The organism is Cupriavidus sp. H39 (genome assembly GCF_050271075.1).
In the GTDB taxonomy this organism is placed as follows: Bacteria; Pseudomonadota; Gammaproteobacteria; order Burkholderiales; family Burkholderiaceae; genus Cupriavidus; species Cupriavidus necator_B.
Window position 1 is genome coordinate 2,838,915 of record NZ_CP189848.1, and the last position, 17,669, is coordinate 2,856,583.

Annotated in this window: 15 protein-coding genes; 8 read left to right on the forward strand and 7 right to left on the reverse strand. The window is 67.7% G+C overall.

Translation table 11 applies throughout. From position 1 onward, the window contains the following. Positions 1-101 precede the first annotated feature (101 nt). Positions 102-2,969 carry a valine--tRNA ligase gene (locus tag ACOCMH_RS28515; protein WP_427310651.1) on the forward strand — a complete coding sequence of 956 codons (2,868 nt, stop codon included), beginning with the start codon at positions 102-104 and terminating at the stop codon, positions 2,967-2,969. Positions 2,970-3,107: 138 nt separating this feature from the next. Beyond that, entirely contained in the window at positions 3,108-3,998 is an 891-nt protein-coding gene (gene galU, locus ACOCMH_RS28520; RefSeq protein WP_171516024.1) for a UTP--glucose-1-phosphate uridylyltransferase GalU, read from the forward strand. Positions 3,999-4,096: 98 nt separating this feature from the next. Here the strand turns inward: galU and ACOCMH_RS28525 are convergent, their stop codons facing one another. The 6 genes from ACOCMH_RS28525 to ACOCMH_RS28550 form a co-directional block, all read right to left on the reverse strand. Beyond that, positions 4,097-4,324 carry a sulfurtransferase TusA family protein gene (locus ACOCMH_RS28525; RefSeq protein ID WP_010813669.1) on the reverse strand — a complete coding sequence of 76 codons (228 nt, stop codon included), beginning with the start codon at positions 4,322-4,324 and terminating at the stop codon, positions 4,097-4,099. A 51-nt stretch (positions 4,325-4,375) separates the two neighbouring features. Next, positions 4,376-4,960, reverse strand: a complete 585-nt coding sequence (locus ACOCMH_RS28530; RefSeq protein WP_427310654.1) for an NUDIX domain-containing protein — start codon at positions 4,958-4,960, stop codon at positions 4,376-4,378. A 57-nt stretch (positions 4,961-5,017) separates the two neighbouring features. Then, positions 5,018-6,049 (reverse strand): threonine aldolase family protein, encoded by a 1,032-nt coding sequence (locus ACOCMH_RS28535; protein ID WP_115704169.1) that lies wholly within the window; start codon positions 6,047-6,049, stop codon positions 5,018-5,020. A 28-nt stretch (positions 6,050-6,077) separates the two neighbouring features. Next, positions 6,078-6,266, reverse strand: a complete 189-nt coding sequence (locus ACOCMH_RS28540; RefSeq protein ID WP_111521985.1) for a 4-oxalocrotonate tautomerase — start codon at positions 6,264-6,266, stop codon at positions 6,078-6,080. Positions 6,267-6,323: 57 nt separating this feature from the next. Next, positions 6,324-7,097 carry a class II aldolase/adducin family protein gene (locus tag ACOCMH_RS28545; protein ID WP_427310657.1) on the reverse strand — a complete coding sequence of 258 codons (774 nt, stop codon included), beginning with the start codon at positions 7,095-7,097 and terminating at the stop codon, positions 6,324-6,326. Between the two features lie 157 nt (positions 7,098-7,254). Continuing rightward, entirely contained in the window at positions 7,255-8,502 is a 1,248-nt protein-coding gene (locus ACOCMH_RS28550) for a YbfB/YjiJ family MFS transporter (RefSeq protein WP_427310659.1), read from the reverse strand. Between the two features lie 130 nt (positions 8,503-8,632). On the opposite strand from ACOCMH_RS28550, the gene ACOCMH_RS28555 reads away from it, so the two are divergent. The 3 genes from ACOCMH_RS28555 to ACOCMH_RS28565 all read left to right on the forward strand — a co-directional run bounded on the left by ACOCMH_RS28555 (position 8,633) and on the right by ACOCMH_RS28565 (position 11,847). Beyond that, a complete protein-coding gene (locus tag ACOCMH_RS28555; protein ID WP_427310661.1) occupies positions 8,633-9,532 on the forward strand; it encodes a LysR substrate-binding domain-containing protein in 900 nt (299 codons plus the stop codon). A gap of 90 nt (positions 9,533-9,622) precedes the next feature. Beyond that, on the forward strand, positions 9,623-11,080 hold the full coding sequence (locus ACOCMH_RS28560) for an NfeD family protein (RefSeq protein WP_427310663.1): 1,458 nt from the start codon (positions 9,623-9,625) through the stop codon (positions 11,078-11,080). 2 nt (positions 11,081-11,082) lie between these two features. Further along, positions 11,083-11,847: a slipin family protein gene (locus ACOCMH_RS28565; protein WP_427310664.1), complete on the forward strand. Its 765-nt coding sequence runs from the start codon at positions 11,083-11,085 to the stop codon at positions 11,845-11,847. Positions 11,848-11,917: 70 nt separating this feature from the next. On the opposite strand, the gene alaS is transcribed toward ACOCMH_RS28565, so the two are convergent. After that, positions 11,918-14,542 (reverse strand): alanine--tRNA ligase, encoded by a 2,625-nt coding sequence (gene alaS, locus ACOCMH_RS28570; RefSeq protein ID WP_427310666.1) that lies wholly within the window; start codon positions 14,540-14,542, stop codon positions 11,918-11,920. A gap of 293 nt (positions 14,543-14,835) precedes the next feature. On the opposite strand from alaS, the gene ACOCMH_RS28575 reads away from it, so the two are divergent. From ACOCMH_RS28575 to ACOCMH_RS28585, 3 genes are all read left to right on the forward strand, one after another. Further along, positions 14,836-16,056, forward strand: coding sequence for a CaiB/BaiF CoA transferase family protein (locus ACOCMH_RS28575; RefSeq protein WP_427310668.1), 1,221 nt, complete (start codon positions 14,836-14,838; stop codon positions 16,054-16,056). A 120-nt stretch (positions 16,057-16,176) separates the two neighbouring features. Beyond that, positions 16,177-16,632, forward strand: coding sequence for a DUF2214 family protein (locus ACOCMH_RS28580; protein WP_171516034.1), 456 nt, complete (start codon positions 16,177-16,179; stop codon positions 16,630-16,632). Between the two features lie 25 nt (positions 16,633-16,657). After that, a complete protein-coding gene (locus ACOCMH_RS28585; protein WP_427310671.1) occupies positions 16,658-17,653 on the forward strand; it encodes a tripartite tricarboxylate transporter substrate binding protein in 996 nt (331 codons plus the stop codon). The last annotated feature ends 16 nt before the right edge of the window (positions 17,654-17,669 follow it).

The following is a 17,669-nucleotide window of genomic DNA, read 5'->3' on the forward strand; positions in this document are numbered from 1 at the left end:
GTTTCACTGGCGCCAGGCCGGCCATCGTCGGCTGCAAGCGGCAGCCAGGCGCAGGCCACCGCACCTGCGACGCATCCAGACGCCAACCTCGACATCCCAGCATGACCGCCCAAGACCAATCGCTTGCCAAGAGCTTCGAACCCGCCGCCATCGAGGCGAAATGGGGCCCCGAGTGGGAGAAGCGCGGCATCGCCCAGCCGACCTTCGACCCCGCCCGCCCGGACTTCGCGATCCAGCTGCCGCCGCCCAATGTGACCGGCACGCTGCATATGGGCCATGCCTTCAACCAGACCATCATGGATGGCCTGGCGCGCCATGCGCGCATGGCCGGCGCCAACACGCTGTGGGTGCCGGGCACCGACCACGCCGGCATCGCCACGCAGATCGTGGTGGAGCGCCAGCTGGAGGGCCAGGGCGTGTCGCGCCATGACCTGGGCCGGGAAAAGTTTACCGAGAAGGTGTGGGCCTGGAAGGAAGAGTCGGGCTCGACCATCACTCGCCAGGTGCGGCGCATGGGCGCGTCGATCGACTGGAGCCGCGAGTACTTCACGATGTCGCCGGAGATGTCGACGGCGGTCACCGAAGTGTTCGTGCGGCTGTACGAACAGGGGCTGATCTACCGCGGCAAGCGCCTGGTCAACTGGGATCCGGTGCTGGGCACCGCGGTGTCCGATCTGGAAGTCGACAGCGTCGAGGAAGAAGGCTCGCTGTGGCACATCCGCTATCCGCTGGTCGAGGCTGACGCCAAAGGCGGCCTGACCCACCTGACCGTGGCCACCACCCGTCCCGAGACCATGCTGGGCGACGTCGCGGTGATGGTGCATCCGGAAGACGAGCGCTATGCGCACCTGATCGGCAAGTCGGTGCACCTGCCGCTGACCGGCCGCCAGATCCCGGTGATTGCCGACGAGTACGTCGACCGCGAGTTCGGCACCGGCGTGGTCAAGGTGACGCCGGGCCATGACTTCAACGACTATGCGGTGGGCCTGCGCCACGACCTGCCGCAGCTGTCTATCCTCACGCTGGACGCGAAGATCGTTGCCGACGCCCCGGCCGCCTATGCCGGCCTGGACCGCTTCGAGGCGCGCAAGGCCATCGTCGACGACCTCGACAAGCAGGGCCTGCTGGAAGACGTCAAGAAGCACAAGCTGATGACCCCGCGCAGCGAGCGCACCGGCAGCGCGATCGAGCCGATGCTGACCGACCAGTGGTTTGTCGCGATGAGCAAGCCGGCGCCGGAAGGCACCTTCTACCCCGGCCGCTCGATCGCCGAGGTGGCGCTCGAAGCCGTGCAGAGCGGCGAGATCAAGCTGGTGCCGGAGAACTGGATCAGCACCTACAACCAGTGGCTGGGCAATATCCAGGACTGGTGCATCTCGCGCCAGCTGTGGTGGGGCCACCAGATCCCGGCATGGTACGACGACGCCGGCAACTGCTTCGTCGGCCGCACCGAAGAGGAAGTGCTCGCCAAGGCCCGCGCCGCCGGCAGCACCGGCGCGCTGCGCCGCGAGGAAGACGTGCTCGACACCTGGTTCTCGTCGGCGCTGGTGCCGTTCTCGTCGCTGGGCTGGCCCGCGGAGACGCCGGAGCTGAAGCACTTCCTGCCGTCGTCGGTGCTGGTCACCGGCTACGACATCATCTTCTTCTGGGTGGCGCGCATGGTCATGATGACCAAGCACTTCACCGGCAAGGTGCCGTTCCATACCGTCTACGTGCACGGCCTGGTGCGCGATTCGGAAGGCAAGAAGATGAGCAAGTCCGAGGGCAACACGCTCGACCCGGTCGACCTGATCGACGGCATCGACCTCGACACGCTGCTGAAGAAGCGCACCACTGGCCTGCGCCGGCCCAAGGACGCGCCCAAGATCGAGAAGAAGACGAAGAAGGAATTCCCCGACGGCATTCCGGCCTTCGGCGCCGACGCGCTGCGCTTTACCTTTGCGTCGCTGGCCACGCTCGGCCGCAACATCAATTTCGATACCGGCCGCTGCGAGGGCTACCGCAACTTCTGCAACAAGCTGTGGAACGCCACCCGCTTCGTGCTGATGAACACCGAGGGCCATGACTGCGGCATGGGCCCGTGCAACCAGGACTGCGGCCCGGACGGCTACCTCGATTTCTCGCAGGCCGACCGCTGGATCGTGTCGCTGCTGCAACGCGTGGAGGCGGACGTCGAAAAGGGCTTTGCCGAGTACCGCTTCGACAATATCGCCAACGCCATCTACAAGTTTGTCTGGGACGAGTACTGCGACTGGTACCTGGAACTGGCCAAGGTGCAGATCCAGAACGGCACCCCGGCCCAGCAGCGCGCCACCCGCCGCACGCTGCTGCGCGTGCTCGAGACCGTGCTGCGCCTGGCGCATCCGATCATCCCGTTCATCACCGAGGAACTGTGGCAGAAGGTGGCCCCGCTGGCCGGCCGCGCCAGCGCCGATGGTGCGGAAACGATCGCATTGCAGCCGTATCCGCTGCCCGCCGTTGCCAAGATCGACGAGAATGCGGAGCAATGGGTCGCGCGCCTGAAGGAAGTCATCGACGCCTGCCGCAACCTGCGCGGCGAAATGAACATCTCGCCGGCGCAGCGCATTCCGCTGTACGCGCAGGGCGACAGCGCCTTCCTGAAGGCGGCCAGCGCACATATCCAGGCGCTGGCGAAACTTTCAGAGGTGCGCGTCTTCGAAGATGAAGCCACCCTGCAAGCGGAAGGCGCCGGTGCGCCGGTCGCCATTGCCGGGGGCAACCACCTGCTGCTGAAGATCGAGATCGATATCGCCGCCGAGCGCGCGCGCCTGTCGAAGGAAGTCGAACGCATCGGTGGCGAAATCGGCAAGTGCCGCGCCAAGCTGTCGAACGAGAGTTTTGTCGCCAAGGCACCGCCCGCGGTAGTGGCGCAAGAGACGCAGCGCCTGTCCGATTTCGAGCAGACGCTGGCCAAGCTGCAGGGCCAGTTGCAGCGGCTGCCGGCCTGACCAAAGGTCAGTCAGGCGGCCTGCATCACGTCCCCGCCAGCCGTGGGGTTCTGTGCGACATCGTCGGACAGAACCGGACAGACGGCGCCCACGCTGGCTGGCAGGGTTATGGACTGGAATCTGAGAGGTACACCTGATATGGAAAATCGCGTCACCAAGGCTGTGTTCCCGGTTGCGGGCCTGGGCACCCGCTTCCTGCCAGCCACCAAGGCCAGCCCCAAGGAAATGCTTCCGGTGGTGGACAAGCCGCTGATCCAGTACGCCGTGGAAGAAGCCATGGCCGCCGGCATCACCGAGATGATCTTTGTCACCGGCCGCTCCAAGCGCGCGATCGAGGACCATTTCGACAAGGCCTTCGAACTGGAGGTCGAGCTCGAAGCCAAGAACAAGCAGGCGCTGCTGGACGTGGTGCGCTCGATCAAGCCGGCCAACGTGGAGTGCTACTACGTGCGCCAGCCTGAAGCGCTGGGCCTCGGCCACGCGGTGCTGTGCGCGGCCAAGCTGGTGGGCGACACCCCGTTCGCGGTGATGCTGGCCGATGACCTGATCGACGGCAAGCCGCCGGTGATGAAGCAGATGGTCGATGCCTTCAACCACTACAACTGCTCGGTGCTGGGCGTCGAGGAAATCACCCCCGACCAGAGCCGGTCCTACGGCGTGATCGACGGCCGCGAGTGGGACGAGGATGTGATCAAGGTTTCGGGCATCGTCGAGAAGCCGGCACCGGAAGACGCGCCGTCCAACCTCGGCGTGGTCGGGCGCTACATCCTGACGCCGCGCATCTTCGACCACCTGCGCGAACTGAAGCCCGGCGCCGGCGGCGAGCTGCAGCTGACCGACGCGATCCAGTCGCTGCTCGGCCAGGAACAGGTGCTGGCGTACCGCTACCAGGGCCGCCGCTATGACTGCGGCAGCAAGCTGGGCTACCTGAAGGCGACCGTGGAGTTCGCGCTGAAGCACCCCGAAGTCGGCACCGATTTCAGCGCCTACCTGGAATCACGCGAGCACCTGACCGGCATTGGCCGCTGACCGCCCTGCCGACCGGCACAGGCCGGACGAAGAAAAAGCCGCTTCAAGCGGCTTTTTCTTCGTCCAGGCCCGCCCGGTGCGGACCCACCTGCCGCCGGTCAGCGGCGGCGCATGTAAAACACGAACACCTTGTCGACTTCCGAGTGCGACAGCAGCTCATTGCCGGTCTGCTTGGCAAAGGCCTGGAAATCGCGCGTGGCGCCGGGATCGGTGGCCAGCACCTTGAGCACGTCGCCGCTGGCCATGTCGGCCAGGGCTTTCTTGGTGCGCAGGATCGGCAGCGGGCAGTTCAGGCCGCGCGCATCCACTTCTTTCTGGAACTCCATTCGTCTCTTCCTTTGATGCCTGGGGGCGGGGGGCCGGCGGGAACACCGGCCTTACCAGCGGTATTGTAGCGAAGCCCCGACCTGGCTGAAGTCGTGGGGGCGGCGCGGGTCCGGAATGTCAGCGCCGCTCTGGCGGTCAAAGAAGCGCACCGGGTAGCCGCGCGCGGCCAGCCAGTCGGCCACCGCAAAGCCGGTCCCGGCCGTCCATACGCGCACGTCCTCGGGCGCCACCAGCTTGTATTCGGCCAGTTCCTCGGACAGTTCGACGGTGCCGGTGGCCTTGACGTGATAGGCGATGATCAGCTCGTTCTTGCGCATGAACTCGTAGACCCCGATCAGCGCAACCGACTCGGTATCGAGGTTGGTTTCTTCCTTCAGTTCGCGCGCCACGCCCAGCTCGGGCGGCTCGTCGCGCTCCAGGAAGCCCGTCACCAGCGCAAACATCTTCTCGGGCCACGCCGCGTTGCGCGCCAGCAGCAGCTTGTCCTGGTACTCGACCACCGCTGCCAGCACCGGGAGCGGGTTATTCCAGTGCACGAAGCCGCATTCCTGCTGCACGCAGGCATGGCGTTCGCGCCCGGACAGCGGCAGCACCTCCAGCGGCGCGCCGCACTGCGGGCAGAATCGGTATTGCATGGGGGGCTCCTGAAGATGTCTCGTCGTTATAGGTTGGGCGCAGGTATGGTGCGCCAGTCAGGCGCCGCACGCCGCGCGCATGTCGGCCGCCAGCGCCTCGACCGTCTGCGGCTGCAGGTCCCAGGCGCACATGAAGCGGCAGCCGCCGGCGCCGATAAAGGTGTAGAAGCGCCAGCCCTTGGCGCGCAGCGCCTCGATCGCGGGCAGTGGCAGTTCGGCGAACACGGCATTGGACTGCGTCGGGAACATGATGCGAACGCCCGGAATCTCGCGGATGCGCTGCTGCAGCAGCTGCGCCATCGCATTGGCATGGCGCGCGTTGGCGAGCCACACGTCGTTCTCGAGCAAACCCAGCCACGGCGCCGAGATAAAGCGCATCTTCGACGCCAGTTGCCCGGCCTGCTTGACGCGGTAGGCAAAGTCCTCGGCCAGGCGGCGGTCGAAGAACACCACCGCCTCGCCCACCGGCAGCCCGTTCTTGGTGCCGCCGAAGCACAGCACGTCGACGCCCGCGCGCCAGGTAATTTCCGAAGGATGCACGCCCAGCGACGCCACCGCGTTGGCAAAGCGCGCGCCGTCCATATGCACGCGCAACTGCCGGCGCTTGGCGATGGCGGCGATCGCGCGCACCTCTTCCACGCTGTAGACGGTGCCAACTTCAGTCGACTGCGTCAGCGACACCACCTTGGGCTTGGGGTAATGGATGTCGGCGCGGCGCGTGACCAGCGCCTCGACCGCGTCGGGCGTGAGCTTGCCGTGCTCGCCGGGCGCGGTCAGCAGCTTGGAGCCGTTGGAGAAGAACTCCGGCCCGCCGCATTCGTCGGTCTCGATATGCGCCAGCTCGTGGCAGATCACCGAGTGGTATGACTGGCACAGCGCCGACAGCGCCAGCGAGTTGGCCGCCGTGCCGTTGAACACGAAGAACACTTCGCAATCGGTCTGGAACAGGTCGCGGATGCGGTCGCACACCTTCTGCGTCCAGCTATCGTCGCCGTAGGCCTGCTCATGGCCGCTGCCGTTGGCTTCCAGGAAATACTTGAGCGATTCCGGGCAGAAGCCGGCGTAGTTGTCGGAGGCGAAGTGCTGCATGGGGTTCAGTGTGAGGCGGCCGGGCGCTTTACTTCTTGTCGGCCCACAGCTCGCCGCCGGTGGCCCAGTTTTCGCGCTTGATGTCGGTGATGATGATGTCGACCGCCGACGGAGAGCAGCCCAGCGTTTCGCAGCTGACGCGGGTCACTGCCTCGACAAACTTGCGCTTCTGCTCGATGGTGCGGCCTTCAAACATTTCGACGTGGAAAGTCGGCATACATTGCTCCTGTGCTGTGTTGATTGTTGTCGTCCGGTGGGGATACCTTTGCCCCGTTCAGTCCCGGTAGGAAGGATCGATTCTATCCAGTTTGCGCAGCAGCGCGGGCCATTCCAGCACGCCCTCGAGGGCGCCATCGTCGTACAGCTGCGCCGAGGTCTTGTCCGCCACGGCGGCATCGGGCTGCACCAGCGCGCCGCCCGCCTGCGCCGCGATCTGGACTTCGCAGGCCTTGATCAGCGTCGCCATCAGCACATAGGCTTCGGCCACGGTGCGGCCCACGGTCAGCGTTCCGTGGTTGCGCAACAGCATGGCCGGATGCGTGCCCAGCGATGCGGTCAGCCGCGCACCCTCGGCCGGGGTGAAGGCCAGGCCCTCATAATCGTGGTAGGCGATGCGCCCATGGAAACGCATGGCGTGCTGCGACAGCGGCAGCAGCCCTGCCGCCTGCGCCGACACGGCGATGCCGGCGGTGTTATGCAGGTGCATCACGCACATCGCGTCGGCGCGCGCGGCATGCACCGCGGCGTGCAGCGCAAAGCCGGTCACGTTGACCGGGTGCACGGTTTCGCCGACCACTTCGCCGCGGCCGTTGATCTTGACCAGGTCGCTGGCCCGGATCTCGTCGAAGGCAAAGCCGAACGGATTGATCAGGAAGTGATCGGGCTCGCCCGGCACCGTGGCCGAGATATGGGTGTAGATCAGGTCATCCCACCCCTCGCGCGCGGCCAGGCGATAGGCGGCCGCCAGGTCGACGCGCACGCGCTGCTCTTCGGCTGAGACGGGATGGGAAGCGCCCGCGGCGCGCGCGGGCTGCAAGGCAAAAGACATGGGGTCGCTCCTGCGCCGCCCGGTCTGGCGTGCCGGGTACGGCCCCGGCCTTCTGTGCGGCGCCGCGGGCTGCACGGAGGGCGCGCAACCGCTCGCGTGGCGCCGGGCGGCAAAGGCAATACTTTAGCGCACCTTGACGCCTGGGCTCCGGTGGCTCTCAGGGTGCTGCCAGCGGCCAGGCCCGGCGCATCCACGCGAACACCAGCGCGCCCAGCGCCAGCGCCGCCGCGGCGCATGCCAGGGATGCGGCAAAGCCGCCGGTGCGCGCCACCAGCGCGGTCGCCAGCGGCGGGCCGGCGATCTGGCCCAGGCCGTAGGACGCGGTCATCAGGCCCATCAGCCGTGGTGCGTGCGGTCCCCACAGCCGTCGCGCTTCGCGCATCGCAAACGCCACCAGCGCGGTGAAGGGCAGCCCCGCCAGCAGGCTGCTGAGGGCGAAGCCGGCCACGCTCGGGAACACCACCGCGATCGCCACGCCCAGCGCCTGCATGCCGTACAGCAGCGCCAGCAATTTGCGGTTGTCGTGCGCCATGCCGATCCGCGTCGCCAGGAACGCGCCCACCGCCACGCCCGCGCCGAAGATCGGCCAGAACAGGTCGGCCCACACCGTGCCGGGCAGCGCTTCACGCGCGATCACAGGCAGGAAGGTCGCCGTGATGATGTAGCCGAAGCCGGCCAGGCCGTAGGCAAGGGTCAGCACCCAGGTCTGGGCGTCGAGCCGCGCGGCGCCGGCAGCGGCGGCGTCCGGGGACGGTGCCGATGCCGAAGCCGCCACGGCGGCCGGCGCGATGAAGATGCGCCAGACCGCAGCCACCAGCACCACCGCCAGCGCCGTGAATGCCAGCCAGCCATGGTCCGCATGCCAGCCCGCGCCGACCATGCCGGATGCGCCCAGCCCGGTGACCACGATGCCCAGGCCCGGGCCGCAGAAGATCAGCCCGGCCAGTTCGGGCTGGCCCAGCTCGGCCAGCCGCTGCAGGCACCAGCCGGCGGTGTAGACCATCACCACGGCGCTGGCCACGCCCGCCGCGGCGCGCCACAGCGACCATGCCTGCATGCCACCGGGCATGGCCATGCCGAGCGTCAGCAGCACCGTGGCCACCAGGCCCCAGCGCACCATGCGTACCGGATCCGGCCGGATAAACAGGCACACCGCGGCGCCGACGAAATAGCCGATGTAGTTCACCGTGGCCAGCCAGCCGCCCTGGTCCAGCGTGACGATGCCGTCATGCAACATCATCGGCAGCAGCGGCGTGAAGGCGAAGCGGCCGATGCCCATCACCACCGCCAGCGATACCAGTCCGGCGAGCGCCACCGCTACCGGGCCGGCTTCCCGGCGCGCCGGCGTGGCGGCCGCCACTGGCGCGGCAGGGTGCTGGGACTCGAGGCGGTGCGGCGTCGGCATGAGCGAGGGCTGTGGGGGGCAGCGGTTGCATTGCGATCCCTGTATGCTACGCTGCCATCAGCATCCCGAAAAATGAATTATCGAGATGCCAGGCATCTTGATTTCAGATGGATAACCCGGAGCCCCCGCCATGGACCTTGCCGCGCTCGAGATTTTCCGCGCCGTCGTCGAAGCCGGCGGCATCACTCGCGCGGCCGAGCGGCTGCACCGGGTGCAGTCCAATGTCACCACCCGCATCCGCCAGCTGGAACAGTCGCTGGGCGTCGAGCTGTTCGTGCGCGATGGGCGGCGCATGGTGCTGACCCCGCCGGGGCAGACCTTGTTCGACTACGCCTGCCGCATCCTGACCCTGACCGACGAGGCGCGCCAGGCGGTGTTGCCGGCCCGTCCGCACGGCCGGCTGCGCATCGCCTCGATGGAAAGCACCGCCGCCAGCCGCCTGCCCCAGGTGCTGGCCGCATATCACCAGGCCTGGCCCGAGGTGCAGCTGGAACTGGTGACGCTGGCCACGCGGCAGGCGTTCGATGCGCTGGCGCGCTTTGAGGTGGACTGTGCCTTCGTGGCCGAGCCGCTGGCCGACCCGGCACTGCGCGCGGTGCCGGTGTTCGAGGAAGAACTGGTGGTGATCACGCGCGCCCACCATGGCCCGGTGCGCAGCGCTGCGGACCTCGAGGTGCCGACGCTGCTGGCGTTCGAGCCCGGCTGCAACTACCGCGCGCGGCTTGAGACCTGGTATGTGGGGGCCGAGGTGCCGACGCCGCGCGTGCTGCAGCTCAGCTCCTACCATGCCATCGTCGCTTGCGTGGCGGCCGGCATCGGCGCGGCGATCGTGCCGTGCTCCGTGCTGGGCCTGTACCGCGACCTGCCGGCCATCCGGCAGCACAGCCTGGGCGCGGCGGGCCGCGTGCGCACGCTGCTGGCCTGGCAGCCGTCGATGGCCAGCGCCGCGCTGCATGCCCTGGTCGACGCCCTGCCCAACTTGTCGCCCGGGTCTCCCGGTACGGCCGGCCCCGCGCTGGCGGCGGCCTGAGCCGCGGGCCGGGACCCGGCGTGCAAGATGTGCCCGGTGGCCTACACTTGAAGTGGCGCCACCACGGCACCCTGCGTGCCTCGCCCTGCCATGAACCCTGCCACCGCGTTGCTGCGGGCCTTCCGGCTGCTGTCCAGCCTGGCGCTGGCATGCTGCGCGCTTGCCTTCGGCGGCAGCGGCATGGCGGCGCCGCCCAAGGGCACCGCCACTGCCACCGCGCCGGTGTACGTGATCCCCTTGCAGGGTGCGGTCGGCCCCGCCAGCGCCAGCTTTATCCTGCGCGGCATGGCGCGGGCCCACGAGGCCGGCGCGCAGCTGGTGGTGCTCGAGATGGACACCCCCGGCGGGCTCGACGCGTCGATGCGCGAGATCATCCAGGCGATCCTGGCCTCGCCGGTGCCGGTGGCCAGCTATGTCTATCCCGGCGGTGCGCGCGCGGCCAGCGCGGGCACCTACATCCTCTACGCCAGCCATATCGCGGCGATGGCGCCGGGCACCAATCTGGGCGCGGCCACGCCGGTGCAGGTCGGGATTGGGGGGCCGCAGAAGCCTGAGTCCCTGCCCGGCGCCCGCCCCGCCTCGGCGCCGGCCAGCGAGCCCGCGTCGGGCGACACCATGGCGCGCAAGCAGATGCACGATGCCTCGGCCTATATCCGGGGGCTGGCGCAGCTGCGCGGACGCAATGCCGAATGGGCCGAGCGCGCGGTACGCGAGTCGGTCAGCCTGTCGGCGGACGAAGCGCTGGCCCAGCGCGTGGTCGACCTGGTCGCCCCCGACCTGCCCGCGCTGCTGCGGCAGGCCGATGGCCGCAAGCTCACCGCCGCCGGCGGAAAGGCCAACGTGCTGCATACCGCCAATGCCCCGGTAGTGACGCTGGAGCCCGACTGGCGCAGCCGTTTCCTGGCCGTGATCACCGAGCCCAGCGTGGCGCTGCTGCTGATGATGATCGGCATCTACGGGCTGATCTTCGAGTTCTCCACGCCGGGCATGGTGGTGCCCGGCATTGCCGGCGCGATCTGCCTGCTGGTGGCGCTGTTCGCGCTGCACATGCTGCCGGTGAACTACGCCGGGCTGGCGCTGGTGGCGCTCGGCATCGGCTGCATGGTGGCGGAACTGTTCCTGCCGACCTTCGGCGCGCTCGGTGTCGGCGGCATCATCGCCTTCGCCTTCGGCGCGGTGATGCTGATCGACACCGACGTGCCCGGCTTCGGCGTGCCGCTGCCGATGGTGGCGGCGATGTCGGCGCTGTCGGCGGTGTTCGTGTTCGGCATGTCGGCGATGCTGGTGCGCTCGCGCAGGCGCCCGGTGGTCAGCGGTGCCGACACGCTGGTCGGCGCCCGCGGCGAACTGCTGGACGACCTGCGCGAGGAAGGCTGGGCCACGTTGCGCGGCGAAACCTGGCGCGTGCGCAGCGCCACCCCGCTGGCACGCGGCACGCCGGTGGTGGTTACCGCCCGCCATGGGCTGGTGCTTGACGTGGTCGCCGCCGGCAGCGCGCCGCTGGTTCCGGCCTCTCCATCCCAACCGACTCCAGACAAGGGAGCCTGACCATGGTCTACGGATTCAGCTTCGGCGGCGTGATCTTCCTGCTGGCACTGCTGGTGATCATGTCGTTCCGCGTGTTGCGCGAATACGAACGCGGCGTGGTGTTCATGCTCGGGCGCTTCTGGCGGGTCAAGGGCCCGGGCCTGGTGCTGCTGATCCCGGCGGTGCAGCAGATGGTCAGGGTCGACCTGCGCACGGTGGTGATGGACGTGCCGCCGCAGGACGTGATCTCGCGCGACAACGTCTCGGTCAAGGTCAATGCGGTGGTGTATTTCCGCGTGGTCGATCCCGAGCGCGCCATCATCCAGGTGGCGAACTTCCTCGAAGCCACCAGCCAGCTGGCGCAAACCACGCTGCGCTCGGTGCTGGGCAAGCATGAACTGGACGAGATGCTGGCCGAGCGCGAGAAGCTCAACCTCGACATCCAGCAGGCGCTGGACGCGCAGACCGACGGCTGGGGCATCAAGGTCTCCAACGTCGAGATCAAGCACGTCGACCTGAACGAGACCATGATCCGCGCCATTGCCCGCCAGGCCGAGGCCGAACGCGAGCGGCGCGCCAAGGTGATCCATGCCGAAGGCGAACTGCAGGCTTCCGAGAAACTGCTGGAAGCCGCGCAGATGCTGGCGCGGCAGCCGCAGGCGATGCAGTTGCGCTATATGCAGACGCTGACGCAGATCGCCGGGGACAAGAGTTCGACGATCGTGTTTCCGCTGCCGATGGAATTGCTGACCGTGTTGGGCAGCGGCAAGGGCACGCAGGAAAAGTAAAAAGCAGGAAGGGCGCCGCGGCGCCCTTCCTGCTCTGGTGACTACGTCAGGCCGGCAAACCCTCAGCCGATCAGACCTTGCCTGCCACCCACTCGCTGACACCCGCCAGCGCCTGCGGCAGCTTGGCCGGCTCGGTGCCGCCGGCCTGTGCCATGTCGGGACGGCCGCCACCCTTGCCGCCCACCTGCTGGGCGACAAAGTTGACCAGCTCGCCGGCCTTGACCTTGGCCGTGGCATCGGCGGTGACGCCGGCGATCAGGCTGACCTTGCCGTCGGCCACCGCGCCCAGCACGATGGCAGCGCTCTGCAGCTTGTCCTTGAGCTTGTCCATGGTCTCGCGCAGGGTCTTCACGTCGGCGCCATCCAGCTGCGCGGCCAGCACCTTCAGGCCCTTCACGTCGACCGCCTGCGCCGCCAGCTCGTCGCCCTGCGAGGCGGCCAGCTTGCTCTTCAGGCGCTCCAGTTCCTTCTCCAGCGCGCGCACCTGGTCCTGCACCTGGCCGATGCGCGGCACCAGTTCCGAAGGCTGCGCTTTGAGCACGGCGGCGGCTTCGTTCAGCTTTGCATCGAGGCCCTGCAGGTAGTGCAGCGCGTTGTCGCCGGTGATGGCCTCGACGCGGCGGATGCCGGCGGCGACGCCGCCCTCCACCACGATCTTGAACAGGCCGATATCGCCGGTGCGGTGCACATGGGTGCCGCCGCACAGTTCCTTCGAGGTGCCGATCGACAGCACGCGCACGTCATCGGCGTACTTCTCGCCGAACAGCGCCATCGCGCCGCTCTTGACCGCGTCGTCGAAGGGCATGACTTCCGCGTGCGTGTCTTCGTTGCGCAGGATCTCGGCGTTGACGATCTCTTCGACCTGGCGAATCTGTGCGTCGGTCAGCGCGGCGTTGTGCGAGAAGTCGAAGCGGGTCTTGTCCGCATCGACCAGCGAGCCCTTCTGCTGCACGTGGCTGCCCAGCACTTCGCGCAGCGCCTTGTGCATCAGGTGGGTGGCCGAGTGGTTGCGCACCGTGCGCGCACGGCGCAGCGCATCGACCTGCGCCGAAACCGCATCGCCGACCTTGAGCGCGCCGCCCTGCAGCGTGCCCTGGTGGCCGAACACGTCGGCCTGGATCTTGGTGGTGTCGGCCACGGCAAACACCGCGCTGCCAGACTTCAGCACGCCCTGGTCGCCGGCCTGGCCGCCGGACTCGGCGTAGAACGGGGTGTTGTCGAGCACCACCACGCCGGTCTGGCCCGGCTGCATGGCGTCGACCGCGGCACCGTCGACATACAGCGCGGTGACCTTGGCCTGCGGCAGTTCGAGCTTCTCATAGCCGTGGAACACGGTCTTGTCGCCCGAGTATTCCAGGCCGGCAGCCATCTTGAACTTGCCGGCGGCGCGCGCCTGCTCGCGCTGGCGGTTCATGGCGGCGTCGAAGGCGGCCTCGTCGACGGCGATTTCCTGCTCGCGGCACACGTCCTGGGTCAGGTCCAGCGGGAAGCCGAAGGTATCGTGCAGCTTGAACGCGAGCTCGCCATCCAGCGTCTTGCCGCCCTTGAGCTTGAGCTCGGCCAGCGCGGCATCGAGGATCGACATGCCGTTCTCGATGGTTTCGAAGAAGCGCTCTTCCTCGGCCTTCAGCACTTCGGTCACGCGCGACTGGGCTTCGGCCAGTTCCGGATAGGCCTGGCCCATCTGCGCCACCAGGTCCGGCACCAGCTTGTGGAAGAACGGGGTCTTCTGGCCCAGCTTGTAGCCGTGGCGGATGGCGCGGCGGATGATCCGGCGCAGCACATAGCCGCGGCCTTCGTTGCCGGGGATCACGCCGTCGACGATCAGGAACGCGCACGCGCGGATATGGTCGGCAATGACCTTCAGCGAGTTCTGGTTCAGGTTGTCGATATGCGTTTCGCGCGCGGCCGCCTTGATCAGCGCCTGGAACAGGTCGATCTCATAGTTGCTGTGCACGTGCTGCAGCACCGCGGCGATGCGCTCCAGGCCCATGCCAGTGTCCACGCACGGCTTGGGCAGCGGCGTCATGTTGCCCTGCTCGTCGCGGTTGAACTGCATGAACACCAGGTTCCAGATCTCGATGTAGCGGTCGCCGTCTTCCTCCGGCGATCCCGGCGGGCCGCCCCACACGTCCGGGCCGTGGTCGTAGAAGATTTCCGAGCACGGGCCGCACGGGCCGGTGTCGGCCATCTGCCAGAAGTTGTCCGAGGCGTAGCGCGCGCCCTTGTTGTCGCCGATGCGCACGATGCGCTCGGCCGGCACGCCCACTTCCTTCGCCCAGATGTCGTAGGCCTCGTCGTCTTCCGCGTAGACCGTCACCCACAGTTTCTCGGCCGGCAGCTGGTAGGTCTTGGTCAGCAGTTCCCATGCGTACTGGATCGCCTCGCGCTTGAAGTAGTCGCCAAACGAGAAGTTGCCCAGCATCTCGAAGAACGTATGGTGGCGCGCGGTGTAGCCGACGTTCTCCAGGTCATTGTGCTTGCCGCCGGCGCGCACCGAGCGCTGCGCCGAAGTGGCGCGGCTGTACGGGCGCTTGTCGGTGCCCAGGAACACGTCCTTGAACTGCACCATGCCGGAATTGGTGAACAGCAGCGTCGGGTCGTTCGCCGGCACCAGGCTGGACGAGCGGACCACGGTATGGCCCTTCGATTCGAAGAACTGCAGGAACTTGCTGCGAATGTCTGAGACTTTCATGGGATGGCGGACGCTTGCCCTGGCGTGGCCGGGCGCGACGAATCAGTATGGGATTTGCAAACCGTTGATTATACGGGCAAGGCAGGCCGCCGGGCAGGTCAGGCAAGGCGCCCGGGAAGCGGCCGGCTATCGCCCTGAATTCCATCACTACGAGAGCAGCATAAAGCACTTATAACAGCGCCGGCGCTTTGCCGGTGGTACAGTGCAGCCAACCCGCGCCCCCCTTTCCGGGGCGCCCCGACGCCCGCATTCCGGACCCGATCCCCGCCTTACCCTCTGCCTCGAATACCGCCATGGGAGCCTTAAGCCATCTCCGCGTCCTCGACCTGACCCGCGTTCTCGCCGGGCCGTGGTGCGCCCAGAACCTTGCCGACTTCGGCGCCGACGTGATCAAGATCGAGCGTCCCGGCGCCGGCGACGACACCCGCACCTGGGGTCCGCCCTGGCTCAAGGACGAAGACGGCCGCGACACCGCCGAGGCCGCCTATTACCTGGCCGCCAACCGCAACAAGCGCTCGGTCACGTGCGACATCAGCACGCCGGAAGGCCAGCAGATCGTGCGCGACCTGGCCGCGCAGAGCGACGTGGTGCTGGAAAACTACAAGGTCGGCCAATTGAAGAAATATGGCCTGGACTACGACTCGCTCAGGCAGGTCAGGCCCGACCTGATCTACTGCTCGGTGACCGGCTTCGGCCAGACCGGCCCGTACGCCGCGCGCCCCGGCTATGACTTCATCATCCAGGGCATGGGCGGCTTCATGAGCCTGACCGGCGAGCGCGACGACCTGCCCGGCGGTGGCCCGCAGAAGGCCGGCGTGGCGATTTCCGACCTGATGACCGGCCAGTACGCCACCATTGCCGTGCTGGCAGCGCTGGCGCACCGCGACCGCACCGGCGAGGGCCAGTACATCGACATGGCGCTGCTCGACGTGCAGGTGGCGATGCTGGCCAACATGAACACCAACTACCTGGCCAGCGGCGAGGCGCCGCGCCGCTGGGGCAATGCGCACCCCAACATCGTGCCGTACCAGACCTTCCAGGCCGCCGACGGCTGGATCATCGTCGCGGTGGGCAACGACGGGCAGTTCCGCAAGTTCGTCACCGACGGTGGCAAGCCCGAGCTGGCTGACGACCCGCGCTTTGCCAAAAACTCGCAGCGCGTGGCCAACCGCGACGTGCTGGTACCGATTCTGGCCGAGATGGTGCGCCCGCGCACCCGCGCGCAATGGATCCGCGACCTGGAAGCGGCCGGCGTGCCGTGCGGACCGATCAACACGCTGGACGACGTGTTCGAGGACGACCAGGTCAAGGCGCGCGGGCTGCGCGTGGACCTGCCGCACCCGAGCGCCGGCGAAGTCAAGCTGGTCGGCAGCCCGATCAAGATGAGCGCGACGCCGCCGCAGGCGCTGCGCCACCCGCCGCTGCTGGGCGAGCACACCGACACGGTGTTGACCGAGGCCCTCGGCTACAGCGCCGCGCAGATCGCCGCACTTCGTGCAAAGGGTGTGCTGTAAGATTCTCCTCCTGCCTGCGGACCCGTCTGCCACAGGTGCTTTCCGAAGTTCAGTCCCGACTGAAGTACTTTCCCGGGCCCGCGCCACCCGCGCGGGCCTGCGCAAAGCAAAGGAGAACCCATGCTGACCGACGCCATCCTGGCCTTCCTGCATTTCCTTGCGATCTTTGTCCTGATCACGCTGATGGCCGCCGAGGCCGTGGCGCTGCGCCCGGACCTCAACCCGGCCACCGTGCGGCGCCTGTCGCTGTATGACCTGTTTTATTTCCTGTCGGCGATGCTGGCGCTGGCGACCGGCCTGCTGCGCCTGTTCTACGGCGCCAAGGGCGTCGACTTTTACCTGCACAACCCGTGGTTCCACGCCAAGATGGGCGTGTTCGTGCTGATTGCGCTGTGCTCGCTGCCGCCGACCTTTGCCATCACGCGCTGGCGCAAGCAGGCGCGCAAGCTGCCCGATTACGTGCCGCCGCCGTCCGAGATCAAGGCGGCGCGGCGCTGGGTCATGATCGAATCGCACCTGGTGATCCTGCTGCCGCTGTGCGCCGTGATGATGGCGCGCGGCATCGGGGCCCGCTAATCCCAATCCCTCTGCCATCCGCAACATGCTGAAGAAACTGCTTGCCGCCGCGCTGACCGCGGCGCTGATGCCCGCCGCCGCACTGGCGGCCACCCCTGGCTACCCGACCAAGCCCATCCGCTTCGTGGTGCCCTATCCGGCTGGCGGCCCGCTCGATACCGTGGCGCGCGCCATCGGCGACAAGCTGCGCGACAGCCTGGGCCAGCCCGTGGTGGTGGAGAACAAGCCGGGCGCCGGCGGCAACCTGGGCGCCGACTATGTCGCCAAGCAGCCCGCCGACGGCTACACCATCGTCATGGGCGCGGTGGCCACGCATGCCATCAACCCGACGCTGTTCAGCAAGATGCCGTACGACCCCGTGAAAGACTTCGCGCCGGTCACCCTGGTTGCGGACGTGCCCAACGTGCTGGTGATGCACCCGGGCAAGGCGGCCGAGCTGCATATCAACAACGTGCGCGACCTGGTCGCGTACGCGCGCAAGAACCCGGGCAAGCTGGACTACGCCTCGGGCGGCAACGGCAGCGCCGGCCACCTGTCGGGCGAGCTGTTCAAGAGCATGGCGAAGGTCAGCATGGTCCATATCCCCTACAACGGCGCGTCGCCGGCGCAGCTGTCGGTGCTGTCGGGCCAGACCGACCTGATCTTCGACAACCTGGCCTCGGCGTCGGCCAATATCAAGGCGGGCAAGCTCAAGGCCTTCGCCGTCACCACCGCCGGCCGCGCCGCGTCCTTCCCGGACCTGCCGACCATTGCCGAGGCTGGCAAGGGGCTGGGACTGGAAGGCTTCGACATCTCGACGTGGTTCGGCGTATTCGCGCCAGCCAACACCCCGCGCGAGATCGTGGAGAAACTGAACCACGAGATCGTGGCGATCCTGAAGACCGACGACATGAAGGCCCGCCTGGCCCGCATCGGCGCGCAGCCGGCGCCAACCACGCCGGAGCAGTTCGCGGCGCTGATCCAGAAGGAACTGAAGAAGTATGCGCAGATCGTGAAGGTGTCGGGAGCAAAGGTCGACTAACCACAAACCCACACCG

Coding starts and splice junctions, on each gene's coding strand:
- ACOCMH_RS28515 (WP_427310651.1), top strand. CDS start 102: ATGACCGCCCAAGACCAATCGCTTGCCAAGAGCTTCGAACCCGCCGCC.
- galU (WP_171516024.1), top strand. CDS start 3,108: ATGGAAAATCGCGTCACCAAGGCTGTGTTCCCGGTTGCGGGCCTGGGC.
- ACOCMH_RS28525 (WP_010813669.1), bottom strand. CDS start 4,324: ATGGAGTTCCAGAAAGAAGTGGATGCGCGCGGCCTGAACTGCCCGCTG.
- ACOCMH_RS28530 (WP_427310654.1), bottom strand. CDS start 4,960: ATGCAATACCGATTCTGCCCGCAGTGCGGCGCGCCGCTGGAGGTGCTG.
- ACOCMH_RS28535 (WP_115704169.1), bottom strand. CDS start 6,049: ATGCAGCACTTCGCCTCCGACAACTACGCCGGCTTCTGCCCGGAATCG.
- ACOCMH_RS28540 (WP_111521985.1), bottom strand. CDS start 6,266: ATGCCGACTTTCCACGTCGAAATGTTTGAAGGCCGCACCATCGAGCAG.
- ACOCMH_RS28545 (WP_427310657.1), bottom strand. CDS start 7,097: ATGTCTTTTGCCTTGCAGCCCGCGCGCGCCGCGGGCGCTTCCCATCCC.
- ACOCMH_RS28550 (WP_427310659.1), bottom strand. CDS start 8,502: ATGCCGACGCCGCACCGCCTCGAGTCCCAGCACCCTGCCGCGCCAGTG.
- ACOCMH_RS28555 (WP_427310661.1), top strand. CDS start 8,633: ATGGACCTTGCCGCGCTCGAGATTTTCCGCGCCGTCGTCGAAGCCGGC.
- ACOCMH_RS28560 (WP_427310663.1), top strand. CDS start 9,623: ATGAACCCTGCCACCGCGTTGCTGCGGGCCTTCCGGCTGCTGTCCAGC.
- ACOCMH_RS28565 (WP_427310664.1), top strand. CDS start 11,083: ATGGTCTACGGATTCAGCTTCGGCGGCGTGATCTTCCTGCTGGCACTG.
- alaS (WP_427310666.1), bottom strand. CDS start 14,542: ATGAAAGTCTCAGACATTCGCAGCAAGTTCCTGCAGTTCTTCGAATCG.
- ACOCMH_RS28575 (WP_427310668.1), top strand. CDS start 14,836: ATGGGAGCCTTAAGCCATCTCCGCGTCCTCGACCTGACCCGCGTTCTC.
- ACOCMH_RS28580 (WP_171516034.1), top strand. CDS start 16,177: ATGCTGACCGACGCCATCCTGGCCTTCCTGCATTTCCTTGCGATCTTT.
- ACOCMH_RS28585 (WP_427310671.1), top strand. CDS start 16,658: ATGCTGAAGAAACTGCTTGCCGCCGCGCTGACCGCGGCGCTGATGCCC.